The sequence below is a fragment of the Phyllobacterium sp. LjRoot231 genome (genome assembly GCF_964253365.1).
In the GTDB taxonomy this organism is placed as follows: Bacteria; Pseudomonadota; Alphaproteobacteria; order Rhizobiales; family Rhizobiaceae; genus Phyllobacterium.
The window spans coordinates 630,765-652,812 of sequence record NZ_CAXUQT020000001.1 but is presented as its reverse complement, the minus strand read 5'-3'; the positions used below and the strand labels follow the sequence as shown (position 1 = coordinate 652,812).

20 protein-coding genes and 2 pseudogenes are annotated in these 22,048 nt (G+C 55.4%); 5 read left to right on the top strand and 17 right to left on the bottom strand.

All coding sequences use genetic code 11. The features are described from left to right. Positions 1-251: 251 nt before the first annotated feature. Positions 252-1,265: a LacI family DNA-binding transcriptional regulator gene (locus ACSQ3H_RS03120; RefSeq protein WP_436115692.1), complete on the bottom strand. Its 1,014-nt coding sequence runs from the start codon at positions 1,263-1,265 to the stop codon at positions 252-254. 369 nt (positions 1,266-1,634) lie between these two features. On the opposite strand from ACSQ3H_RS03120, the gene ACSQ3H_RS03115 reads away from it, so the two are divergent. Next, positions 1,635-2,324, top strand: a complete 690-nt coding sequence (locus tag ACSQ3H_RS03115) for a winged helix-turn-helix domain-containing protein (protein ID WP_436115691.1) — start codon at positions 1,635-1,637, stop codon at positions 2,322-2,324. 580 nt (positions 2,325-2,904) lie between these two features. Here the strand turns inward: ACSQ3H_RS03115 and ACSQ3H_RS03110 are convergent. From ACSQ3H_RS03110 to ACSQ3H_RS03075, 8 genes and pseudogenes are all read right to left on the bottom strand, one after another. Next, positions 2,905-3,417 carry a sigma factor-like helix-turn-helix DNA-binding protein gene (locus ACSQ3H_RS03110; protein WP_436115690.1) on the bottom strand — a complete coding sequence of 171 codons (513 nt, stop codon included), beginning with the start codon at positions 3,415-3,417 and terminating at the stop codon, positions 2,905-2,907. Between the two features lie 81 nt (positions 3,418-3,498). Further along, the gene (locus ACSQ3H_RS03105) at positions 3,499-4,164 is read right to left on the bottom strand and encodes a hypothetical protein (RefSeq protein WP_436115689.1); all 666 of its coding nucleotides are present in this window, start codon (positions 4,162-4,164) and stop codon (positions 3,499-3,501) included. A 22-nt stretch (positions 4,165-4,186) separates the two neighbouring features. Beyond that, the gene (locus ACSQ3H_RS03100) at positions 4,187-4,735 is read right to left on the bottom strand and encodes a hypothetical protein (protein WP_436115688.1); all 549 of its coding nucleotides are present in this window, start codon (positions 4,733-4,735) and stop codon (positions 4,187-4,189) included. Between the two features lie 135 nt (positions 4,736-4,870). Beyond that, on the bottom strand, positions 4,871-5,098 hold the full coding sequence (locus ACSQ3H_RS03095; RefSeq protein ID WP_436115687.1) for a hypothetical protein: 228 nt from the start codon (positions 5,096-5,098) through the stop codon (positions 4,871-4,873). A 303-nt stretch (positions 5,099-5,401) separates the two neighbouring features. Then, on the bottom strand, positions 5,402-6,082 hold the full coding sequence (locus ACSQ3H_RS03090) for a peroxiredoxin-like family protein (RefSeq protein WP_436115686.1): 681 nt from the start codon (positions 6,080-6,082) through the stop codon (positions 5,402-5,404). A gap of 20 nt (positions 6,083-6,102) precedes the next feature. After that, positions 6,103-9,396 (bottom strand): adenylate/guanylate cyclase domain-containing protein, encoded by a 3,294-nt coding sequence (locus ACSQ3H_RS03085; RefSeq protein WP_436115685.1) that lies wholly within the window; start codon positions 9,394-9,396, stop codon positions 6,103-6,105. 172 nt (positions 9,397-9,568) lie between these two features. Then, positions 9,569-9,730 (bottom strand): annotated as a pseudogene (locus tag ACSQ3H_RS03080) (IS6 family transposase); the annotation flags it as partial. Positions 9,731-10,375: 645 nt separating this feature from the next. Further along, complete coding sequence (locus ACSQ3H_RS03075) at positions 10,376-10,870, bottom strand: class I SAM-dependent methyltransferase (RefSeq protein ID WP_436115684.1); 495 nt, start codon at positions 10,868-10,870, stop codon at positions 10,376-10,378. 181 nt (positions 10,871-11,051) lie between these two features. Here ACSQ3H_RS03075 and ACSQ3H_RS03070 point away from each other — a divergent pair, with 181 nt between their 5' ends. Then, complete coding sequence (locus ACSQ3H_RS03070) at positions 11,052-11,306, top strand: oligosaccharide flippase family protein (RefSeq protein WP_436115683.1); 255 nt, start codon at positions 11,052-11,054, stop codon at positions 11,304-11,306. On the opposite strand, the pseudogene ACSQ3H_RS03065 reads toward ACSQ3H_RS03070, so the two are convergent. Next, positions 11,278-11,609 (bottom strand): annotated as a pseudogene (locus tag ACSQ3H_RS03065) (phosphohydrolase); the annotation flags it as partial. The gene ACSQ3H_RS03070 and the pseudogene ACSQ3H_RS03065 overlap by 29 nt on opposite strands. Before the next feature lie 357 nt (positions 11,610-11,966). Between ACSQ3H_RS03065 and ACSQ3H_RS03060 the strand changes: the two are divergent. The 3 genes from ACSQ3H_RS03060 (at position 11,967) to ACSQ3H_RS03050 (ending at position 14,323) form a co-directional block, all read left to right on the top strand. Beyond that, entirely contained in the window at positions 11,967-12,752 is a 786-nt protein-coding gene (locus ACSQ3H_RS03060; RefSeq protein ID WP_436115682.1) for a hypothetical protein, read from the top strand. 68 nt (positions 12,753-12,820) lie between these two features. Continuing rightward, a complete protein-coding gene (locus tag ACSQ3H_RS03055) occupies positions 12,821-13,006 on the top strand; it encodes a helix-turn-helix domain-containing protein (protein WP_436115681.1) in 186 nt (61 codons plus the stop codon). Between the two features lie 231 nt (positions 13,007-13,237). Further along, positions 13,238-14,323 carry a tyrosine-type recombinase/integrase gene (locus ACSQ3H_RS03050; protein WP_436115680.1) on the top strand — a complete coding sequence of 362 codons (1,086 nt, stop codon included), beginning with the start codon at positions 13,238-13,240 and terminating at the stop codon, positions 14,321-14,323. A gap of 247 nt (positions 14,324-14,570) precedes the next feature. Here ACSQ3H_RS03050 and ACSQ3H_RS03045 read toward each other — a convergent pair whose 3' ends face one another. The 7 genes from ACSQ3H_RS03045 to ACSQ3H_RS03015 form a co-directional block, all read right to left on the bottom strand. Then, positions 14,571-14,981: an ester cyclase gene (locus ACSQ3H_RS03045; protein WP_436115679.1), complete on the bottom strand. Its 411-nt coding sequence runs from the start codon at positions 14,979-14,981 to the stop codon at positions 14,571-14,573. Between the two features lie 209 nt (positions 14,982-15,190). Next, positions 15,191-17,437, bottom strand: coding sequence for a molybdopterin cofactor-binding domain-containing protein (locus tag ACSQ3H_RS03040; protein WP_436115678.1), 2,247 nt, complete (start codon positions 17,435-17,437; stop codon positions 15,191-15,193). 12 nt (positions 17,438-17,449) lie between these two features. After that, complete coding sequence (locus ACSQ3H_RS03035; protein ID WP_436115677.1) at positions 17,450-17,923, bottom strand: (2Fe-2S)-binding protein; 474 nt, start codon at positions 17,921-17,923, stop codon at positions 17,450-17,452. A gap of 239 nt (positions 17,924-18,162) precedes the next feature. Continuing rightward, the gene (locus ACSQ3H_RS03030; RefSeq protein WP_436115676.1) at positions 18,163-18,537 is read right to left on the bottom strand and encodes a c-type cytochrome; all 375 of its coding nucleotides are present in this window, start codon (positions 18,535-18,537) and stop codon (positions 18,163-18,165) included. A 130-nt stretch (positions 18,538-18,667) separates the two neighbouring features. Further along, positions 18,668-19,504, bottom strand: a complete 837-nt coding sequence (locus tag ACSQ3H_RS03025) for an SDR family oxidoreductase (RefSeq protein WP_436115675.1) — start codon at positions 19,502-19,504, stop codon at positions 18,668-18,670. A 153-nt stretch (positions 19,505-19,657) separates the two neighbouring features. After that, positions 19,658-20,644, bottom strand: a complete 987-nt coding sequence (locus ACSQ3H_RS03020; RefSeq protein ID WP_436115674.1) for an aldo/keto reductase — start codon at positions 20,642-20,644, stop codon at positions 19,658-19,660. A 462-nt stretch (positions 20,645-21,106) separates the two neighbouring features. After that, a complete protein-coding gene (locus tag ACSQ3H_RS03015; RefSeq protein ID WP_436115673.1) occupies positions 21,107-22,000 on the bottom strand; it encodes a LysR family transcriptional regulator in 894 nt (297 codons plus the stop codon). Positions 22,001-22,048: the final 48 nt, after the last annotated feature.

Here is a 22,048-nt window from a genome sequence, read left to right as displayed (position 1 = left end):
AGTCAGCCAATTTATCCATCAGCGCAAGGGATTGCACCCTCCTGACACCCGAACCAGAAGGCGTAAATACACTCTCAGAGTGTCGATCGTCGTGCCTCACACCTCGGCCCCCCACCCCATGGCTGCTACACGACCGCTCGCAGCCACGCTATGTTCGCCGTTATTGGGTATCAGGCATAGTTTCGCCGATTAGCCTCGTTGTGTCTCCTTACTAATTTTATTCATCCTTGAGCCCACTCCGCTCAGGTTGCTTAATTGTACTTTCGCTCCCACGGCACCAATGAAGCCGGGCCTGTCGACTCTCGTATGATCAGCTCCGGCACGAGGTTTATGCGAAGCGGAGGGACTGTCCGAAAGTGGGGGTTGGAGACTCTGTCAATAATACAACGAGCCATCGCTGCTCCCATTTCGACATGAGGTGTCCTTATTGTCGTCAAGCGAGGCGCGACCTGCGAGGCCGATATGAAATCATTGAAACCAACTACCGAAACATCTTCGGGCACACGAATCCCAAGAAGTGCCAGTTCTGAAATTACGCTCACAGCTATACCATCATGAGCACAGAACAGTGCAGTCGGTTTGCCCCCCGAATCCATGTAGTCAAGAAGCGGTTTGCGCAAACCCGCTTGTTCATCGAATACAAGATCGTCTACATCTCCGTCAATTTCTCTTGCCCCATCACATAGACCTCGAAATCTTTCGGCCCTGCCTAACAACCTTGCGTCCCCGTGGACGAAAGCCAACTTGCGATGTCCCAACGTTGCCAGGTAGCGAGCAATCGTTACACCGGCTTCCCAGTCTGTCCCCGACACTTGATCGATGTGCTCCAATGGACCTGCATATCCCGAGCAAACCACAGGGAGGTTGGTCCGACTTGCGATCCCGGAGAGCTCTTCAGGGTAAGGTACTGCAAGGATTAACCCTACTACGGCCTCATCTATCGGCGTGCTGTCGAAGAAACTGTGCGCCTGCTTTGGTATTACGGTAAAACCGTAAGCCTCGGCCTGCTGCTCCGCGCCAAGGAGGATGTTTGACCACAACTCTGTGCTCACACGGTCAATTTCTTGGCGCAGGAACAATATTTGTCCTCTGTTTTGCGCTTGCTCAACCATAAGCGGATAGCCCATGTCCTGGGCGGCCCGTTCAACCCTTCGGCGTGTGGCTTCCCCTACACCCGGTTTTCCGGATAGAGCTCTCGATACGGAGAATTTTGAAATCCCGAGTGCGTCAGCAAGGTCCTGTAATGTAACACGGTTTCTAGGCATTTACGCAGACCTTGCCCAGCAAAATTGCTCAACATTACCTACCAAACTTGCGAATTTAACGCAACACAATTGCGCTAACTGTTTTGTTATGGTAGGGTTTGCGCTAAATCTAAACGTCAGGATTTTGATATCGATTGGATTCATCTGCTGTTCGCGCATCCTCTAAGGCGCTACTGGAGATATGGCGCTTTGATTGAAAAAGCATGCGATCGAAATAAAGCCACGATGCATTGTCTGGCAGCTTTCTCTGGCGTTGACGGCATTCCAAGCAGCGGTCCCTATTACAGCGGATAAGCAGGGGGCGGCCCGCTCGTGTTTTGCCTTGCGAAGCCTGAATCTGCTTCTGCTAGAAAAAAGGAGAACGGAGAAATGACGCTAAATTCTGCCATCAGTTCGATGCCTAAAGACGCTTCGGCAGGCGCTTTCCGTTTTGGGCCGTTTCAGCTTTCTGGACGCGAGAGGCTCCTTCAGCAAAACGGGAGGCCTCTTTCCATCAGCAGTCGCGCGCTCGAAATCCTGATTGCCCTTGTTGAGCGTCCGGGTGAGGTTGTTTCTCACAAAGAACTAATTAGTCGCGCATGGCCCAACGTTGTGGTGGAGGATACGAATTTGCGCGTGCACATCGCCAGTCTGAGAAGGATCTTGGGAGACACGAAAGCAGGCCCTCGCTATATAATGAGTGTTCCTGGACGCGGATACTGTTTTGTTGCAAAAGTTGATCTGACGGATTCATCTCGTTCTGTAGAGTGGCCAAATTCACCGCTCCCGCGAGCATCCAATGGGCAACAAACGGATGCGCTGGTCGTTGCAGAAGGACAGGTGCATTTAGGTGTTCACCTGTTGCGTAACGCTCTGGCGACGCTGCAAGCGCAGCAATGTAATGTTGGGGCGGCGGAGTTTTCCCGTGCTCTGGCTGACGGACTCGCTCAGTGTGGACAAATCGAACTAGCCGCCTCCGCGCTGGAATTTTTGGTGCGGTCACAGGCCGGGGATGAAGAGCAAAAAGTTCCGGACATTTTGCGGTCGCAAACCGAGTTGTGGCTTGGTTACTCAAGCTGAATTCAGAAGTAGCAGAAGGTCTTCCGGATCAGTGAAGTGTGCCATCGAGCAGGGCTCGGCGCTTGGCTGAAGCCACGACAGATCTGGCACGCATTCGGTCGGCGCAAGCAAGTCATGAGAAGCGGGGATCCCTAAGTCCCTGTTCTGCAGCATTGAAGCTGTTTTCCGCTACTACATGCGCTCCTCAACAGAACTGAAAGTAAGCTGGCTAGCAATTGTCAATGCGTCGCGACCATACTGCCGCGCAACCATTGCCTCCAGGAATAAGCCACGAAGACCGAGCGACGGCAAGTTTCACGTAATTTAACAAAGTTTAATTCGATTGGCGCGACTCGTGGTGTCAAAATGAGCTTACGTACAGTCCCCCCGGCGATCGTTGTTGCCCCTCCCGTGCGATCGCCTCTTGGGCAGCAGAGCCGAGACGCGGCCTGCTGCCCTTTTTCCGCACGGGCCAAACTCAAGAGTGGTATTTCTTGGATCCCGAGGCGGCAGAATGGCTCGAATTACAGATAGAAAACGCGGCGTGTTCCGCAAACCGAAGCGACATTGGCTTCAAATACAACGGATTAACGTCCTTCTCTCAAACTAAACCCGGAGCTTTTGATACTTCTGCATTTTCGGCCAGCATAATGCGAGCGCAGGCAAGGCAGCTCGTGACGGTGCCAATCGGTACTGCAAGAACGTCCGCAACCTCGCGGTAAGACATGTCCTCGACATAGGCGAGGAACACCGTAGCGCGATATTCCTCCGGCAGTGTAGTCACTTGGCGCAAGACCGGATTATCCATGACATGGATCTCGATGTTCTCGTCGCGAATGCTGGATTTTGTCTGACGGGCATTGATCGTAGCTTGACCCATGCGAAAGCGGTACGGACTGATTTCAGTATGCCAGATTGAATGCAGGATCGAGAACAACCAGCAATCGAGACGGTTGCCGCCAATGAACAGGGGCGCGCGTTCGAGCGCACGAACGCAAGTCGCCTCGACGAGATCGTCGGCAACGTCGCACTGGAGGGAAAGGACCACCCCAAACCGCCAAAGCCGGCCGAGACACTGGGATAGATCCGCCCTGATTTGGCGTTCGTCCGTCATAAATAGTTCCCTGAAGAGGAGCCGGCCGTCTCGGATCGAGAGGATATTTTAGTTTTCTAAATCCACCTCAGTGGTTGAAACTCACATCGGCGGGACCACGCCATTGGTACCGAAGACGACCCGATGCGTTACCAATGTGCCATCGCTTCCATGTTCTGCCGGAACGAATACTGTTGCGCCAGGCTTCAGATCATCCATTGTGGCAAGCGCGAGGGTCACGATCGGCGTATTATCAGGAATGTCGATCTTCTTTTGTCCGCCCTGATAAGTAACTGTAACCGTACGCCCATCCACGCTCTTTACTGCGTTCGCAACAGTCGCATTGGTCATACTGCTATTCGGCTTCAGGTCCCAAGGACGGTCGCCTTCGCCTGTACCTTTAAGTGCAGCCGGGAAGATTACGACTTCGAGCGCACTGCTGATACCTTCGCTTTTCGGTACATTAGAGATACCGACAAAATCGCCTTGCCTGATATTGTCTATCGATGCCTTGGCAACGCTGTTGACGAGGCAATCATCGCTCAAGGTGATTGTCGCGTCGCCCCCTTCGCGCGTCTTGACCACCAGCGACTTGTCAGCAAGGCTCGCAATTATCCCCCGCACATTGACGTGATTGGATGCCTGTTCGCTGGTCGTCGGTTTGTTTGATTGCATCATCATGCTCTGCGCATTGCCTTGCAGAGTTAGCGCAATCACACCTGCTGTTCCAAACACAAAAGCCAAGAACCGTCTTCTCGTAAACACCATATCTAGTTCTCCAGGATTCCAGTTACACGGTGGCCTTTCCGGGTTTGCCGCCTGTCCGCGTATTGCGGACAAGCATTCTTTCGATTTCGCGCACTGCGTTACCTTGACAGACCAAGCACGAGAGCAACTGAGGAAGCATCTGAATCTGAAAAAAGGAGTGATGTTTTTGCGGTATTCGTTGGTCCTTGATCGAGAGATCAGGACGGCGGCCGTGGCTTTCAATTTGCCGGGGGTAAAAGGCGACAACCTCGACATAAGTGTCCTGGATCAGCAAGACACCGTCATACCCTTGGCCTATCAGCCTTTCACGCGCATGCTCGATCGGCCGGAAAACTCTGGAGGCCGCGAGACACTGATCATATGGGAGGCTCTTGTCGAGGATATAGGGATTCTGGAGTGTCACCTTGGCGACGACCGGGTCGAGACCGTTCGAATACTCCTGCTCCAACTCAATATCGTTAGAAAAATAGAAGCCGCTGCCGAACGCACCACTTTCATTGTACTCACTTGGGTCGAAACCCTTAAAGTCGGCATGAGTGCCGTGGCACAATATCATAGTGATTGCGGACATCGCGCAACCTCCGTTGGGATTTACAGTTTGAGATTTGAGAACCGTTAGCGTTCAGAGCTATCACATTGGCATGATCGGCAGCGTCATAACCACAGACCGTCGAATACGTTTGAAACCATCCAATTCATGCTGATGTCAGTGGAGATATCCGCGATGTCCGAACAATGCGCTGCTGTCAAATCGCATGAGCAGCCGCTCATAGTGCGATGGATAGTTGAGACGGACCCATTCGGTCGCACCGCGCAGAAATGCAACCTCGACGGCATTGTCGAGATTGGCTTTAAGCCCCTCGATTGTAACCTCGAGGTGCTCCATTTGGCTCGCCGCAGGCACAGCCTTTGTGTCTATTGATTTATATGGCATTCTGGTTCCAATCATCATTTTTCTGCCACCCGGCAGGTGGCTGCTACGACAAGTGGAGACAACGGATCGCCGTTGTATCTAGTATGATAATGGGTTGAAATGGGCGCGTTTTGAATTATACGCTGGTATCAGACTACTAGACATTGGTTTCTACGATCAGCACTTTCTCGAACTCGGGACGGTCTCGAAGGGCTTTTCCGCAACATCGCGCAGAAAATTTGCTTGGTTTCCCTTACTGGGGAAAGCACTACGTAGCTTGGTACTTTCGTTCGAACTGTTTGACACCTGTTTCGCAAACTGCTTTTACCCAGCGATCTGTGCCGCGGCGGACATCAGCTCCTGTGGCGCCGGCACTCCGAACATGTAGCGGCCCCCTTCGGGAACTTCGGTGAAGCACCAGCGCACTACACCGTCCCGGTCGAGCAGGAACTGACCGACAAGCTGTCCCTCGCCAGTGGCGACCATCTGTTTGTCGGCGTCGGTGAATTCGTAACCGTCCGCTTCATCGAGGTACATTGTTGCTGCTATCGGGTCCATCGGTTCCGGCAATTCTCCCGGCAGATCGACCCGCATCGACATCACTGCATCCTTGCTGAGCTTGTACGGCCAGTTGGTTTCAGTTTCAGTGAATTGGAGATTGGGCAGGCCAAATGCTCGGTGCGATATCCGGTCGGGATCGGACGCGGCCAACAGGTTGGGCAACGGGTGGTAGCGGAAATAGAGCCGGGCACGCTCGATCGGCGTATTCACGACAGTCAGACTGTCAATGCCTTTTTCCCGCAAGGCGCTTTCAAGTTGTGACATCGCTGCTATCTGGCGCCTGCAGAACGCGCAATGCAAACCCCGGAACAACCCGACCAATACCGGCTTGCGGCCGCGAAAGTCGTCAATGGCGACCTTGCCCTGGCGTGTGATCGCATCGAGCACGACATTTGGTGCCCGGTCGCCCGGCTGTAATGGTCTTTCAATATGAGGCTCCGACATGTGTCATCCTCCTCGCTTGGCTAGTCGAGAAACGGCAATACGACAAGCGCCTCCGGATCGAGACCATGCTTCGCGCAGACTTCTTGCGCCATGACAAAGTACCGTTCCGCCTCGGCCATATCATCAAGGTCGAGATTAAGCGTCGCCAGGCCATCATAGCACGGAAACAGTAATTGTGGCTCACGAGTTTCGCCTGCCACCTCGAGTGCCTCGTTGTAGCAATTGCGGGCCAGTTCCGGCTGACCGTGACATTGGTGAATTTGACCGAGGACGATTAGTGGTACCGGCAGGTGATCGCGCTGATCCAGCGCCCGATCAATCTCGATGGCCTTTTCGGCGGCGGGTACGCCTTCGCTTGCACATCGATCTGTGAAGGTACAGTAGGCCACCGCGAGATTGGCAAGGAGGCGCGCCTGGAAACCAAGATCGCCGATGCGATGTGCAACCTTCAAGCCGCGACGGCAGACTTGGATCGCCAGCGCTGGATTGACGACGGTGTAGAGTACACCAAGATTTGTGTATCCGCGGCAAGCGGCGTTGAGCAGGCCAGCGTCTTCGGCAACCTTGACGCTCCGCTCCACCTCGTAGACCGCATCCTGGCTCCGTCCGAGTCGCGCCAGCGCCACCGCTTTTGTATTGAGTGCTTCTGCGGTAACCCGCGCGGCTTCGAGTTTGGCTTCGGGGTCGCTATCAGACGCGAGGATTTGGGCGTAATGCAGTGCTTCATCCGCCCACCGGACAGCACCATCCTGGTCACCGATGCGAAACGCAAGGTGGCCACGTTCCTGCGCGAGATGTGCATGCTCGATAAGCGGGTCCATTCCTTGGAGTAGTGTCGTCGCCTCGGCGTAGCGTGCCTCCGCCTGGTCGCGTTTACCCATGTCCCAGAGCAGACGCCCGAGCTTGCGAAGTATCCGCGCCGTAGCGGCGGGATCACCCGTTTCACGGTATTCTTTCAAGGCCTCCATGTAATGTGCATTGGCTGTTTCACGTTGGCCGGTCGGACCACATAGATCAGCAATCCGCTCACACAATAGTAGCCACTGCTGTCCCTGTTTATCAGCATCCGACAAGGCTTCCAGCGCCTGCCTATAGAGACGGAGAGCGTCGTCGTTGGCGTATATTTTGCGTGCGCGGTCGCCGGCCGCTATCAGGTAACGTGCGCCTTTTTCTCTGGCTGGGGTTTGGCTGAAATGGTGGCCGAGCAATGCCAGATCTTCCAGATGTTCGGGATCTTCTCCGTACAAGCGCTCCAGCGCATCACCGATCTGGCTATGCATAACGACGCGTCGTTGCAGCAGAAGATTTTGATAGATCACATCGTGAAGCAGGGTCTGCATGAAGCGATAGTCGTGCGATGACACCGATTCCGCTCGAGGGATCTCCTCTATGATTTCGGCGTCGCACAGCAGATCGAGACCAGCTTCAACATTCGTCGGGTCGGTCGAAATGGTTCTTAATAATCTCGCGTCGAAGCGAGGTCCGATCACCGCAGCTTCCTGTGCCAGCCTGCGAACGTCCGGCGGCAGCCTATCCATCCGGGCGAGCAGCATTGCCTGTATGCTCACCGGAATATCGGCGGCTGCCTCCTTTGTCGCGATCTGCCAATGCTGGCCATCCTTTTGCAGGGCCCCGGTTTCAATCAGACCGCGCACAATCTCCTCAAGGAACAAAGGATTACCACTTGCGCGCTCGAGGATCCGGTTATTCAGATCGATGGACAATTTGCTTCGCTCGAAGCCAAAAAACGCTGCGAGCAATTTTCGCCCGTCATTGTCAGATAACCGGGCCAGGCGCAGCACCGTCAGGCTGGTTCGACTTGAATCAAGCATGTCTGTATTGAATGTCGATCGGTGGGTTGTCAGGAGCATGAGGCGGCTGCGTTCCAGCCGGTCCATCAAAAAACGCAGCACTTCAAGGGAGGCAGTATCAGCCCAATGAAGGTCCTCGACAACAAGCAATAGAGGCGATCGCGCCAGACGGCGCTCGAAAATCGTACGAACGGCGTAGAAAATTTGCCGGCGCAACTGCTCTGGCTCGACATGCCGGAGCATGTGATCGGGATCGTCCAGACCGAGAACATAGAATAGAAGTGGCGTTAACTGAGAAACCTCTTCAGGCGAAAGACCAAGCCCGCAAAGGCCTGCTGCGAGCAATTCCTTCGTCTTTTCCGGTGAATCGGCGGGATCGATTTCGTAAGCGCTGCGTAGTACAGCGGCGAGAGTACCATACGACTGTTCACCAAGGGGCGAACAGTATGCCCGGCGAACCACGAGCTCGGCAAAACGCACGTCTTCACTGGCGCGAGTAAGAAACTCCTCAGTCAGACGTGATTTTCCAATGCCGGCCTCACCGGTTAACCGCACCAGCTGGGCTGTGCCGCAACATGCCAGATCGAGACAGCCAAGCATACGTTCAAGCTCTGCGTTCCGCCCGATCAGCGGTGCACTTAGGCCGAGTGTTTCGAGTCCTCGTGCAGCACGGGGCGATTCAAGCGGGCAAGTCAATCGGTGCACCGGTAAGCCGCCAACTTTGCCACGCAACGCCTGGTCGCCAAGGGGCTGGTAGGAGAAAGCGTGCCGGGTGAGACGGTAGGTGAGGGGGCCAACGAGAACCTCGCCAGGTTTCGCCATCGATTGCAGCCGTTGTGCACTATTTACGGTGTCACCTGTAACTGAATAGGATTTGCTCTTACCTACGCCAAACCCGCCGGTAACAACTGGTCCAGTGTTGATGCCTATATGCAGAACCAGGGGCGAACCGGTGCGTGTTTTCCACCGATCTGCCATGCGTGCTGTGCGATTGATCATGTCCAGCGCCGCCCGAAGAGCCCTCTCCGGGTCGTCCTCGTGCGCGACAGGTGCGCCGAACAATGCGAGTAATGCGTCCCCGATGAATTTGTCGACGAAACCTCCGAAGCTATGCACCGCCGTCGTCAGATCCTCGAACAGCTCGTTTTGGAGCGCTTGCATGATTTCCGGGTCAAGTTGTTCGCTTAAGGAAGTGAAGCCACAAAGGTCAGCAAACAAGACTGTTACGGTGCGCCGATCTGCCTCGGGCTCCAGTTTTACTGGTGCTGGCTCGGGAGGCTTGGGCGGGTGGAGGGCTTCATTCGGCGGTGCCTCGGAAACGGATTTTGGCCGAATGCCAGTTTTTGATGTTCCGGCGGTCGCAGTGCCGCATCGGGGACAAAATGAGAAGTCGGGTGGACACAAGTATCCGCAACCCGGACATGCGCTCGGCTGCTTCGCGCCGCATTTTGGGCAAAACGCAAAATCGCTTTGAACGTCAAAACCGCAACTGGTGCAGTTCATCGATAACGACCCCGCAGAAGCCCGGTGAGCGATCTCATATCTTATCGAATAGAACCGGCCTGATCAAACTACCATGAACCCGTGTCGGCGAGCTGGCAAGCAACAATGCCCGAGGCTCTGTCGTAAACTGTTTTATAAAGAGCATAGTACGGGCCGAATTTCTTTGCCGACATCGGATGGTCTCGTAAGAAACAACGATCCCCCGCTCCAATAGCATTTCCTCGACGAGCCGCAAGCTTAACGGGAACCTGCAGTAGAGCCAGACATGAGCGATAAGTGCCGGCGGAAAGCGGCGACGTTTATAGCTGACGGGTGATCGGGTCCTGGAAGTCAAGCCGATGCTGATCACACGTCAACCTGACATCACCCTCGCCACCATTCTGGAAGCTTTCGCGATCGGAGAGCCTCCCGTCTGACGCAGTGGAACATCGCGACGATCGCGATTGCCTGAAACAGGCCGTTCAAGCAAACTACACTTCACCTCAGTTTATGTGACAATACCCGCGCAGCGCGTGCTCCAGACGAGAATAGTCCTCGACGGACGACTGTAGGACAGCCGGTTTTCTTTGACCGCCTAACCCCAAGATTCCTTCCACTCCCCGCACGAATGGCTGGAGGTCACACGTGCAAATGCCACCCAGTCCGACCCGCGATAAGTGTAGGCCGAAGAAAGGCTTCACGCTGCTTTGGGGGCTTAGCGGCGGTTGCATTCTCCGAATAGCCAATAAGCTCATGTGAGTTCGCGACGGACCGATCACCGCACTGGTTTTTTTTGAGCAAGCGCCATAAGCGTCCAACCAAGGCCAATCGACTCCTTGAATCTGTCGAAGCTATTGCCGAACAAGGCGCGGATCGGACGATTGAACGTTCGAGAGTGAATTACTCGCAAAAGGCCTTTGTTCGCTCTCGGAGTTACGGAAAAAATCTTGACAACATTGAAGTGCTTTTGCAAAAGCGAAGACGTTTCTCGACTATTCGTTCAGTGTCGGACCTGCCCAGGGCTGGGTGGCGGAATGCGGTGGAATCTTTGCAGTACAAATCGGTTTGGAGTTGCTAACATCAGATAACCATTGTGGCGCAAGTGATAAGCGAGTTTTTCGATCAATGCTGGCTGATCTTCGACACAGGACAGCACTTCGAGACATACGATCACATCGAAATGCTCTCGGCCGAAGTCGAGTTGCATGAAGTCGCCAGAAACAAGTTTGACTTGTGGCATACGCTTCTGTGCTCGTGCGAGCACCTCGTCTGCCAGATCGGTACCGGTAACCTGACCAAATTCACAAAGCTCCTCGCAAAACCAGCCCGCCCCACATCCGACTTCCAGAATTTCGAGTTCTTTGGTGCCTAACTGCTCTAGCCAATTGCGCACCACTTCAGCTTGTCGCAACGATACCTCGTCGAGATGTATCTCTCGCGTTGAGGCATTCCATTGGTTCCAGAAGGATTGTTGCAACGGAATCGGCGCGGCCATTTGCATGTCCTCTGCATTTAGTATTCCACTCGCTGGCTAACCATAACATCTCAAGAACCCGATCCCGATTCCATCAAATGGCTGACAGGTTCACCTTTAGCGGAGTAGGGGTCAGTCAAATGGTCGATTTAAACCCAAGTCCAGCGACAAAGTTTTCAATCGCACCAAAATTTGAGCAGCAATGCGACAACCTTCGTTGAAGCGCTGCACGATGATAGTTGAAAAACGGCTGGCGTCGGGCTCCTGTCGTGTTTGGAGGCACGAGCGCGAAAAAGTGTCTCGTGATGATGTCCGTACCGCATTTACCCTGATATTCGGGTCTTCCATACTCATTGCCTGTCTTCTGTCTTTGCTGGCTCCCTGGGTTTCCACCTTCTATGGCCGTCTCGCGCTGTGCCACGGCTCATCTACGCTTTCCAGGCCGACCGGCGGATGACGCTGCAGAAGTTGCCGCGGTGGAAATGCGGGTCCTTGTCCGCGAGGACGTCGGCCTTGACGTTGCCGAAGGTAGTGTCGGGCTTATGCTTGATGCCGTCATAGAAGGCCTGGATGATATCCTCCTTGAAGTGGTCGGTGCGGGGATGGGCGTGGACAACCTTTTCTCGTTCGGCATCGCTGTATTCGGGGTAAGTCAGTCCGAGCACTCGACGCCTGCGGTCACGAGAGCGACAACGGGGTGCATGTGCTGCGGAATGCCGGGTGTTGTGTGCAGCGCGATGGCGGTCCAAACGAGATCGATGACTAATCGTACAACGCGCGACGGCAGTAGCATACGCAAGGCAACAAAAAAGCCCGCTAGTGCGGGCTTTTTGCTGACTGTCGCTAACGTTGGAAAACGTCTGCATACAAGAAACTGGTGCCAGAAGAGGACTCGTAAACGGCTCTTATCCATGTGAATTCAAAAGGAATTCGTCAATTCGGGTTTTGAAATACCATCAAAAATACCATCACGCGAAAAGGCGAGTAGGGATCGCTCGGAAAATATCGGACAAACTTGTGGACAATAGTGTCCGGACTCGTTCCGCCCAATCCACCCACGTGCGTAACTGACATCTCGTGTGGGGCCATGCTGGCGTCAGCAAGACAGGAGGGCGAAATGGCTTCAGATGATGCTGCTGTCGCAGAGAACAGCCCCGAAGGCCGCATTATAAAAAAGGATCTGATCACGTCGACTTGGATCGGCTTTTCTGCCGCCGTCGATTGGATCGCCTGTCGTGGACATATTGTCCCGGAATCCGATGCTCGAATGGACGTGGCCATTGCGGCTTTACTTGCTGAATTGCTGACGTTGGAACCGACAAGTTGCCAAGCGGTGGTAGAAGGTGTCAGCGACAAATCAGAAGGCAGGATGCACCGCCCCCTGCCTTACGGTATATGGCCTCATGTCCGACTGCCTGATCAAGCTGCCGACCTACGATTCTATCTGCTTGATCTGGTGGATAATGAAAGCGAGTGGGGTGGACGGCTCGTGTTGCTCGATGGGGAAAGTTATGAGCAACTCCGCATCCGATCCTCCTTTATTCTTCAGAGATGGCTGCCCGGCGTTTTGGAGATCGATCCAGCGCAGCAAGTGGCTTTCCGGCAGAAAGCCGCGATATCCGCTGCCTCGAAATTTTCTGAGCCGGCAATACGTGCTTATGTGGAAGCAATTGTTCACAAGGTGCCCGAGAGGCTCGGGCCGCTCCGTATTTGGGAAGTAGAACGACTAGTTCACGAGATGTTCCCCGGTGTTCCCCGCCAGTATATGCGTGCAATTTTCCGGGAAATACGTCCCGCTGAATGGCCAAGCGTTCGCGGCGTCCATGGCTCAAAAACCGCCGGCCGCCGTGAAGCGCTACAGAAGTTCAGCCATGAACTGAGATCGGCCGAACTTCCGAACTAGGCGGCCGAACTCTCGCAGTCCAGTCTTCCTGTATTCAAACGCATCCGCAGATGAACAGGAACATACCCATGGAAATTCAGTTTATGCTCAGCATCCCCGAAGCGGCCAAGGCTCTCGGGATCGGTCGCTCAACCCTCTACGTCTTGATTCGCGAAGGCAGGCTCCCGGTCAAAAAGCTCGGGATTCGCACTCTGATCCTCAAGGCGGATCTGGACACGTTTATCGCGGCGCTTCCTGCCGGCGGTCCCAAGTAACAGCGGAAGGCAAGCTCCTATGTCCGACCCTGTGCAAACGTCTTTCTTGTCCGAAATATCCGTTGAGGTACCCGCAACTGCCAAAAAGGACCCCAAGTCGACACTATTGGCTCATGACGTAGGTTCTCCCGAGAGGGCGCCGAAAGGTCGACAGCGCAATTCCCTACCTAAGCTAAAGTGCTTCACTTATCCGAACTGAATTTGGGCAATTCCCAGATACCAGGAGTCGACATGCACGCTGATAACGCATTCGCCATGTTTTGCTTTCAAAACCATATGAAGGAAGCGCGCGGGCTGAGCTCGAAGACGATCGACGCCGCCATGCGCCACTTATGGCAATTTGATAGGCATTGTCTTTCGAGTGACTTCAGGGGCGTCACTAAAGATCAAATCACTTCGTTCAAACGGAAACTGAACCCCGCTGGGGGCGATACCAAGAAGCCAGAACTGTCAGCCTCCACGATCGTCCATACCCTCCAGAATCTGGCGGCCTTCTTCAGCTGGTTGCGCAATGAGAATGGCTATCGGCAGATCCCGGCCGACACACCCATCTACTTCACACCACCGAGAGAGCTGTCCGCGATTGCTCATGCCAGTTCGGAAAAATACGTGCCTACGGTCGGCACGATAAAAAAACTCGTATTTTCGATGCTTGCCGAGACTTTCTGGCAGCGGAGGAACCGAGCGGTAATTGCCTTCCTGCTTGTATCTGGAGCCCGAGACGGCGCGGTTGTCTCGCTACGCGTCAAGCATGTGGATGTTGCGAAAAAGCTAGTCTATCAGCGGGCCAGCGAGGTAAAGACAAAGCGTGCCAAGTCAATGGTAACAGCATGGTTCCCAATCGATGCAGATTTAGAGCAAGTCGTGATCGATTGGATTGAAGATCTCAAGGCCCATGGAGCCAACGATGATGATCCACTCTTTCCAAAGGGCCCGAATCGATTTGCTGCAAGGAAGGATACCGCATTTGAAGCCTGGTCATCTGCGAACCCGATACGCGAAATAATCAGGGAAGCCACTAAAGTTAGCGATGGGCAGTACTTCAAACCACACTCTGTCCGTAGCGCGATTGCACAATGGATGGAGCAGCTTCCAATTAGTGCAGAGGAAAAGAAAGCACTCAGTCAAAACCTGGGCCACGAGCACTACCGCACGACGGCGACCTACTACGGCAAGCTTGATGATCCCCGGAAGCACGCCTTAGTCGCGGGCATTCGGGATAAGATTGCCGATCCGGAAGATCAGGAACTGTATGAGCTCATCCGCAATGCGCCACCGTTAAAAAGAGCAGCTGCGAAAGTGCTCTTGAGCGGATGATGGGATCAAAATATTGAACAATGGAAGCGGAGCAACATTTAAACGATGCCGTGATAAATTAAGGAATTCGAGGTAAATCCGCTGTGGTAAGGCGCGTCGCCACCAATGCGCTCATCAAACGCCGAGACGTTTGCGGGCAAGACGCGAGTTCTCCCGATCATGCTTTGGAGGAGCTCAGGTTTGTCGATCCTACCCTTCTCAGAAATTTGGGCGATCACCGCTCACTAAAGCCACTTGGCTCTGACGATCACATCGGTGCGGCGCCGATCTGCTGCAGCAGGCCCAGAAGGTCGGGCTGTCCCCGTTCTGCAACGATCTTCCCATCGGACCAGCGGTAGAAATTCATTGCCTGGACGACGATTGCCATGCCTGTCGGCGGCACTCCGAAGAAGTTGCCCTGGTGCGTACCTCTCATGGTGAAGCGCGCAGCGACATCGTCTCCCTCGGTGATCGTTTCCTCGAGAGTCCACTGGATGTCGGGAAAACCGCTCCGCATCATCGCAATGATCTGGAGATAGCCGGCCGGTCCAACCATGGGCGCTGGACGGCCTGGAATATGGAATATCGCCTCGGGTGAGACGAGCTCCTCGGCGAGCGTTTCGCTCGCCGTATTGATGAATTCGACGAAGCGCTCCATCAAGTGCTTGCTGACTGCCATTATATTATCTCCTGAATAAGGGAGCCGGTTGGGTATTGACGGAATACGTCCACTTGGCCGACTAATGCGAGATGTCCGCGATCAACAACCTCGAGTCCATGAGCGGCTTGTTTGCCCTCGTCGCGTCGATGGAGACGGGCGGCTTCGCTGCCGCTGGCTTCGGGTCAAGTAAACCGCTTTGATGTCTTTGGGGATCCGATGCAATAGCGCTATGCCAAGTCGAATGGTAATTGCCGCAGCGACTTGCCGGTCAACCGTGCAACAGCATTGGCGAAGGCAGGAGCGAGCGGCGGCAGGCCGGGTTCGCCCATACCGGTTGGCGCATCAGCGCTCGGTACAATGTGGACATCGAACGCCGGCACATCCGTAATGCGCGCCACCGTATAGTCGCTGAAGTTGCTCTGCTCCACAACGCCGTCCTTGAGCGTGATGGCCGAACCTGCCAGGCACATCGACAGGCCCATGATCGCTGCGCCCTGCACTTGGGCTTCTATCGTTCGGGGGTTCACGGCGAGATTACAGTGCACGCCTGAGGTAACACGATGCAATTTCGGCTGGCCGTCCGTGACGGACGCTTCCACCACGTACGCGACCACGGAATCGAAGGATTCGTGAACCGCCACGCCCCAGGCTCTGCCCTCAGGCAGAGCGGTCTTTCCATAACCACTCTTATCAACGGCCAGCTGTAATGCGTCTCGATGGCGCGGATGGTTGTCTCCAAAAAGCTGCATGCGGTAGGCGACGGGGTCTTGGTTCGTTGCGTGGGCGATATCGTCGAGCAGGGTTTCCATCACGAAAGCGGTGTGTGTGGAGCCGACGCTGCGCCACCACAAGACTGGAACGTTGACCTTGGGATGATGGACTGTCAGCCGCATAGGCAACCCATAGGGCTCGCGCATGCCTTCCGTCGCCGTGCTGTCAACACCGTCTTTCACCTGGAATTCGCCAAACACAGTGCCCGTGGTGATGGATTGGCCCACAATGACGTGATCCCATGCCAACACCTTGCCGCTTTCATCAAAGCCGATGCGGGCGCGATGAAGGTGCATGGGGCGGTAATACCCGCCCCGGATATCGTCCTCGCGGCTCCACAGCGTGCGTATCGGCGCAGTCAATCCGGCGGCACGCGCTGCTTTGGCGACCTGGCAGGCCTCCACAACTGTGTCGCTCGTACTTGAGAAACGACGGCCAAAGCCGCCGCCCGCCATTTGCACGTTCAGTTTGACCTGCTCTGGTTTCAGACCCAAAGCATTCGCCGCAGCACCTGCGTCGAGGCCGGCACACTGACTGCCGACCCAGATCTCGGCGCTCTCAACTGTCAGGGATACCGTACAGTTCAAGGGCTCCATCGCCGCATGGGCGAGGTACGGGAAAATGAACTCGGCTTCGAGTTGCCGGGGTGCAGTCGCAAGCGGCGCCACGTCGGCGTCGAACTTAAGCGGGCCGGGGCTCGTGGCCAGTTCCCGATACTGGGCAAGCTGCCTTTCACTATCGACCTTTTCCACCGCCGATGTGTTCCATTCCAACGCCAGGGCGTCTCGGCCCCGGGTGGCCTGCCAATATCCGTCAGCGACCACGGCCACCCCTTCGGCACCGCCATCCAGCGGCACCCGAAGGACCGCCTTCACGCCCTTTATTGCCCTTGCCGCGCTTTCGTCCAACGACGCTATCTTGCCGCCGAACACTGGTGGGCGGGCCACGACGGCTGTCAATTGTCCCGGGAGTTTGAAGTCGATACCAAAGGCCTGCTGTCCACTGCTTTTCGCTTTTGCATCGAGCCGCTGGGTGGGTTGGCCGATGATGCGGAAGTCTTTCGGATCCTTCAGCGCGATCGTCTGAGGCACGGGAAAGGCCATGGCCGCCTCGGCAAGCTCGCCGTAGCCAAGCTTGCGCCCACCGGTGCCCAGAACCATGCCGGCCTCCGTGCGCAGAGTGGAAACGTCCACATTCCAGCGCGCTGCCGCGGCACCCAGCAGCATGGCCCGTACTCTCGCGCCGAGTTCACGATATTGCGTAAAGCTGTTCTTGATCGTATGGGAACCGCCAGTTAGGTGAATACCAAAGAGAGGGTCCGCATAGGCCATATCGTTGGTGCCGAGCTGACTGCGTACCAGGCTCCAGTCCGCGTCGAGCTCCTCGGCAAGGATCATGGGCAGTGCCGTTTGGACACCTTGGCCGAACTCCAGCCGATTGATAGTAACCGTAACCTCACCGTTGGGTGTGATGTGTACAAAAGCGGAGGGCTGTTCGGTTGGCTTGAGGTTGCTGGTCGCGGCGGACGCACCACTCGTTTGTGCGCCGGCGAGGTGGGGAAAGACGCCGACTGCCAGCCCGAAGCCTCCGGCCATCTTGAGAAAGCTGCGGCGCGGCAGCGCCTGAGCTGTCGTGGAACGACCCCGTTCCAGCATGTGCTGCAGCGCGCGCGGCAATTCACTATAATCGATGTTGGGCAACATAGGACGTCTCCTTCAGACGAGAGTGCTGGCGGCGTCAGCTATAGCGGCGCGGATACGGTCATAAGTTCCACAGCGACAGATGTTGCCTTGCATTGCGGTGTCGATATCGGCAGAGGTCGGCTGGGTGCCGGCGGATAAGCTGGCGAGAAAGGCCGTCGCGCTCATGATCTGACCACTCTGACAGTAGCCGCATTGGGCGACATCGTGCTTGATCCATGCGGCATGCACAGCGGCGCCGACGCGGTCGGTGCCATCGGTCACCTTCTCAATTGTGGTAATTTTCAGGCCCTCAGCTGCCGAGATGGGGGTGCTGCAGGAGCGGATCGCCTCGCCATCCAGATGCACGGTGCAAGCGCCGCAAAGCGCCGCACCGCAGCCGAACTTTGTGCCGGTCATCCCCAGCGTGTCACGCAGGACCCATAAGATCGGCGTTTCAGGGTCGGCGTCGACCTCGTGATCGCGGCCGTTGATGTTAAGTGTGGTCATGGTAGGTCGATTCTCCTCAATTGCTCCACACGAATGCGCTAAAGCACGGCGCCTCGGGCTGATGGCTCCTGCAGCTTGCGACGATAGCGCGCCTGGAAGAGCGCGATTAGATCGGCTGATCTGCATGACCTTAGAAAGGTGATTTCTGAATGCGTATCAAAAAACGAGCCATCGCATTGCCGCATCGACCAGTCTGCCGCCAAGCTTGATGTTCGTTCCATTTAGTGGCGAGCCATACCCTACTGCGACAATGATTTCAGGTATGCGATAATGTTTTGCCGATCTTCCGGCTTGGTCACACTCACCGTCATGGTGGTTTTCGCAACAACATTTTGGGGAGCCGCGAGAAACCGGTCCAGTGTTGCCTCGTCCCATACCAATCCGGAGGACTTCATGGCTGCCGAATAGCGAAACGCCTCAACGGAGCCGGCGGGACGCCCGACAACTCCGCCGAGGCCGGGACCGGCTTTTCCCTGGTCGGTAGTTGTATGACAGGCAGAACAGCGTTGAAACGCTTTTTGCCCCAAGGCAACGTCTCCCTCCGCAAGGCCAGGAGCTACCGTTGAGAGAAGAACCAGGCCACAGGCGGCGACATAAGTCAGGATTTTCGGCATGAGTGTTTTCCGAGATGGCACACTGCAAATGCAACTGAGGACGATTGTGGTTGCATAGTGCTGGTGCAAGGGTGGGCGACTTGCGCTTCAAAAGCGTTCCGTCTGTGATCTAAGTAGCCTACGCGTGAGTCTAGAATGAGCCATCTGTCGAATTCGACAGTTCTACATGGGCGCGAAGTTCTTCGAGCCTTGTTTCGAGGGCTGGAGCAAATGCCGCAAGAGCGTCGCTACCAGCGATGAACTGCTGAGGCGGGTTTTCCATCCCGGCGATCTTCACAAGGACATCGGCGAGTTTCGCTGGATCGCCCTGCTGTTTGCCATCATAGCCTGACCACATATCCTTCGCAGTTCCTTCCGCAGCATAGTCGTCAATGCTACTGTTGCCGTATTTGGCATTTTGTACGTCAAGAAGGTTTGTCCGAAAGAAACCCGGCGCGACCGCCGTGATCTTGATGCCGAACTGTTCGACTTCTTGAGCCACCGATTGAGATAGTCCCTCGACTGCAAATTTGGCAGCGCTATAAGCACTGCAGTGCTTGAAGCCCATGACCCCGGCAAGCGAACTGATGTTGATGATCTGGCCCGAGCGCTGTTTGCGCATAACCGGAAGGACCGCGCGCATAGCGTAAATGACACCGTACAGATTGGTCGAGATAAGCCCATCGATTTCGGTGGTGGTCAATTCTTCGAAGTTTCCGAGCAGGCTGTAGCCCGCGTTGTTGAGCAGAACGTCGATGCGACCGAACGCCTTCACGGCCTCTTCGGCAGCACCCTTAGCCTGGGCTTCATTGGCAACGTCCAATTGAACAAACGCGACACTCTCGCTTGCCACACCGCGCAGAGCGTTATGAACCTTATCGAGATTTCGACCAGTCGCGACGACTTTATCGCCAGCCTTCAGGGCCGCTACGGCTGTTGCTGCCCCGATGCCGCTACCCGCGCCTGTGATGAACCATACCTTACTCATAATGCATCCTTGCTGTGGAATGTTGGTAACGTAACCGGCTTACGCAGCGGTGATTAGGCGGTATTATCTGCATGGACTTAGAAATGGTGTTCATGAATGCGTGGAGACAAAGCGGTCCGGCGGGACTTGGCAAGACGCCAGTGGATTAGGTGTTCAGGCTGTCTGGTCAACAAGCCCCATTTGCATTGCATTCATGCGCCCACCGCGCACCGTCAACGCCGAGATAGCAGTTCGCAGCTCTACGAGGTCTTCAGGCGTCAGCTCGACGCGGAGTACCCCCAGGTTCTCATTCAGGTGGCCGATGTTGCGTGTGCCGGGGATTGGAACGATGAATGGCTTCTGCGCCAGCAACCACGCCAGGGCAATCTGGGAAGGAGTTGCACCCTTCTTTTCGCCGAACTGCTTCAGCAACTCAACGAACGGCATATTGGCTGCAATGTTTTCGGGGCTGAAGCGATCGAAGGTCGTTCGAAGATCGGTCTTCGGGTCCAGTTTCGTGTTGGCATCGATATTCCCGGTCAGGTATCCCATTCCAACGGGCCCCCACGGCACGAAACCGATGCCGAGTTCCTCGCAGGCGGCAAGAACGCCGTTCGTTTCCGGGTCTCTTTCCATAATGGAGTATTCGGTCTGGACTGCCGCAACGGGTTGAACGGCATGTGCGCGCCGGATTGTCCGCACGCTTGGTTCCGAAAGACCGAAATGCAAGACCTTGCCTTCCTGGATAAGGTCTTTGACCGCTCCGGCAACATCTTCGATCGGCACGTTGGGATCGACGCGGTGCTGGTAGAAGAGGTCGATGCGATCGGTCTTCAAGCGCTTGAGAGAAGCCTCAGCGACCTGCTTGATCCGTTCCGGGCGGCTATTCAGGCCAATAGTGCCATCGATCGCGAAGCCGAACTTGGTAGCGATTTTGACCTGGTCGCGGATGGGTGCCAATGCTTCCCCAACAAGCTCTTCGCTTGTGTATGGACCATACACTTCCGCGGTGTCGAAGAAGGTGACGCCCTTTTTGTGGGCCGCGCGAAGGGTGCTAACTCCTTGATTCTTGTCGGCTGGAGGTCCGTAGTTCGCGCTGATGCTCATGCATCCAGCGCCGACTTCCGAAACTGCCAGCGTTCCAAGCTTCCGAGTTTTCATCCGGCTTTCTCCTGTCTGGAGCATGCTGCTACTGCCCTGTATCTGATCCGATGATGCAGCCCAAACTGACGAAGCGACGGGCAACGCCGCCCCGGCCAGAGCGGTCTTGATCAAGAATTCGCGGCGATCAATGCCCAACCGACTTTCATGACTCGAACAAGTCACTTGCTTAACGTTGTCCATGTCTTGTCTCCTGAAATTCTGGCGGCACGCGGTCGTTTCATCTGAGGAGGGATACGCTGGGCAACATCACCGTTGCGCCCATCGTGTCGCCGAAACGGCGGTGTTAACGCCCGTCCTCAACGACAAGATAAGGAGCGCAGCAAAATGCGATTAGGTGGCATTATCTGCACGGGGTTAGAAATGGCATTGATAAATACCAAGGCTCAATGGAGTGTAGGCAATTGACTGTACTGCAACATCCGTGACCGGTAAGCGAAATGGGATACCAATTGGTCGCGACTAGCCCCTGTAGCGGAGGGCCTCAACAAGCAGCGAGAAAGCCGGGGTGTGCTGTCGCCTGCTTGGATAGTAGAGGTGATACCCCGGGTAAGGCGGACACCAGTCTTCCAGCACACGAAGTAGGCGACCTGCCACAATATGGTCTGAGACCTGGCTCTCGAACACATAGACGAGCCCTATCCCGTCGAGAGCGGCGTTTTCCATCATCTCATTGTCGTTGAGGACGAGCGGACCGCTCACGCGCGCCTCCAGTTCAACACCCTCACGCTCGAATTCCCAGGCGTAAAGTCCGCCTCCCTTGATCTGCCGGTAACTGACGCAATTGTGGTCGTTAAGGTCGCGTGGGGTTTCCGGTAGCTTGCGATTGGCAAAGTACGAGGGCGAACCCACAACAGCCATCCGGACATCAGGGCCCACCCGTACCGATATCATGTCCTTTTCGACCTGCTCTCCTAAGCGTATCCCGGCGTCAAACCGACCCGCGACGATATCGGTGAGTCCTTCATCGACACTGACTTCGACAGTAATGTCGGGATATTCAGGAAGGAGCTTCAGCAATACTGGCCACAGCACGACCCTGGCAGCATGTCGGAACGTCGTGATCCTGATAGTACCAGCGGGCTTGTCACGAAGAGCGGTTATCGCGGCAATTTCATTGTCAATATGATCGAAAGCGGGGCGTAGGCTATGAAACAGCCTTTCGCCCGCCTCCGTCATCGACAGGCTGCGCGTTGTCCGCGAGATAAGGCGCACATCAAGCCGTTGCTCAAGCATCCTGACAGCGTAGCTGAGGGCGGACTGGGAGAGGCCGAGTTTCGCGGCAGCGCGCGTGAAGCTGCCTTCTTCGGCCACGGCGATGAATGCTGCAAGTTCGCTAAAATCGCCTTTTCTCATTTATCAATCCCATTTCTAACTGCATGCGAATTATAGCGGGTAATCAGC

Coding starts and splice junctions, on each gene's coding strand:
- ACSQ3H_RS03120 (WP_436115692.1), bottom strand. CDS start 1,265: ATGCCTAGAAACCGTGTTACATTACAGGACCTTGCTGACGCACTCGGG.
- ACSQ3H_RS03115 (WP_436115691.1), top strand. CDS start 1,635: ATGACGCTAAATTCTGCCATCAGTTCGATGCCTAAAGACGCTTCGGCA.
- ACSQ3H_RS03110 (WP_436115690.1), bottom strand. CDS start 3,417: ATGACGGACGAACGCCAAATCAGGGCGGATCTATCCCAGTGTCTCGGC.
- ACSQ3H_RS03105 (WP_436115689.1), bottom strand. CDS start 4,164: ATGGTGTTTACGAGAAGACGGTTCTTGGCTTTTGTGTTTGGAACAGCA.
- ACSQ3H_RS03100 (WP_436115688.1), bottom strand. CDS start 4,735: ATGTCCGCAATCACTATGATATTGTGCCACGGCACTCATGCCGACTTT.
- ACSQ3H_RS03095 (WP_436115687.1), bottom strand. CDS start 5,098: ATGCCATATAAATCAATAGACACAAAGGCTGTGCCTGCGGCGAGCCAA.
- ACSQ3H_RS03090 (WP_436115686.1), bottom strand. CDS start 6,082: ATGTCGGAGCCTCATATTGAAAGACCATTACAGCCGGGCGACCGGGCA.
- ACSQ3H_RS03085 (WP_436115685.1), bottom strand. CDS start 9,396: ATGAACTGCACCAGTTGCGGTTTTGACGTTCAAAGCGATTTTGCGTTT.
- ACSQ3H_RS03075 (WP_436115684.1), bottom strand. CDS start 10,870: ATGGCCGCGCCGATTCCGTTGCAACAATCCTTCTGGAACCAATGGAAT.
- ACSQ3H_RS03070 (WP_436115683.1), top strand. CDS start 11,052: ATGCGACAACCTTCGTTGAAGCGCTGCACGATGATAGTTGAAAAACGG.
- ACSQ3H_RS03060 (WP_436115682.1), top strand. CDS start 11,967: ATGGCTTCAGATGATGCTGCTGTCGCAGAGAACAGCCCCGAAGGCCGC.
- ACSQ3H_RS03055 (WP_436115681.1), top strand. CDS start 12,821: ATGGAAATTCAGTTTATGCTCAGCATCCCCGAAGCGGCCAAGGCTCTC.
- ACSQ3H_RS03050 (WP_436115680.1), top strand. CDS start 13,238: ATGCACGCTGATAACGCATTCGCCATGTTTTGCTTTCAAAACCATATG.
- ACSQ3H_RS03045 (WP_436115679.1), bottom strand. CDS start 14,981: ATGGCAGTCAGCAAGCACTTGATGGAGCGCTTCGTCGAATTCATCAAT.
- ACSQ3H_RS03040 (WP_436115678.1), bottom strand. CDS start 17,437: ATGTTGCCCAACATCGATTATAGTGAATTGCCGCGCGCGCTGCAGCAC.
- ACSQ3H_RS03035 (WP_436115677.1), bottom strand. CDS start 17,923: ATGACCACACTTAACATCAACGGCCGCGATCACGAGGTCGACGCCGAC.
- ACSQ3H_RS03030 (WP_436115676.1), bottom strand. CDS start 18,537: ATGCCGAAAATCCTGACTTATGTCGCCGCCTGTGGCCTGGTTCTTCTC.
- ACSQ3H_RS03025 (WP_436115675.1), bottom strand. CDS start 19,504: ATGAGTAAGGTATGGTTCATCACAGGCGCGGGTAGCGGCATCGGGGCA.
- ACSQ3H_RS03020 (WP_436115674.1), bottom strand. CDS start 20,644: ATGAAAACTCGGAAGCTTGGAACGCTGGCAGTTTCGGAAGTCGGCGCT.
- ACSQ3H_RS03015 (WP_436115673.1), bottom strand. CDS start 22,000: ATGAGAAAAGGCGATTTTAGCGAACTTGCAGCATTCATCGCCGTGGCC.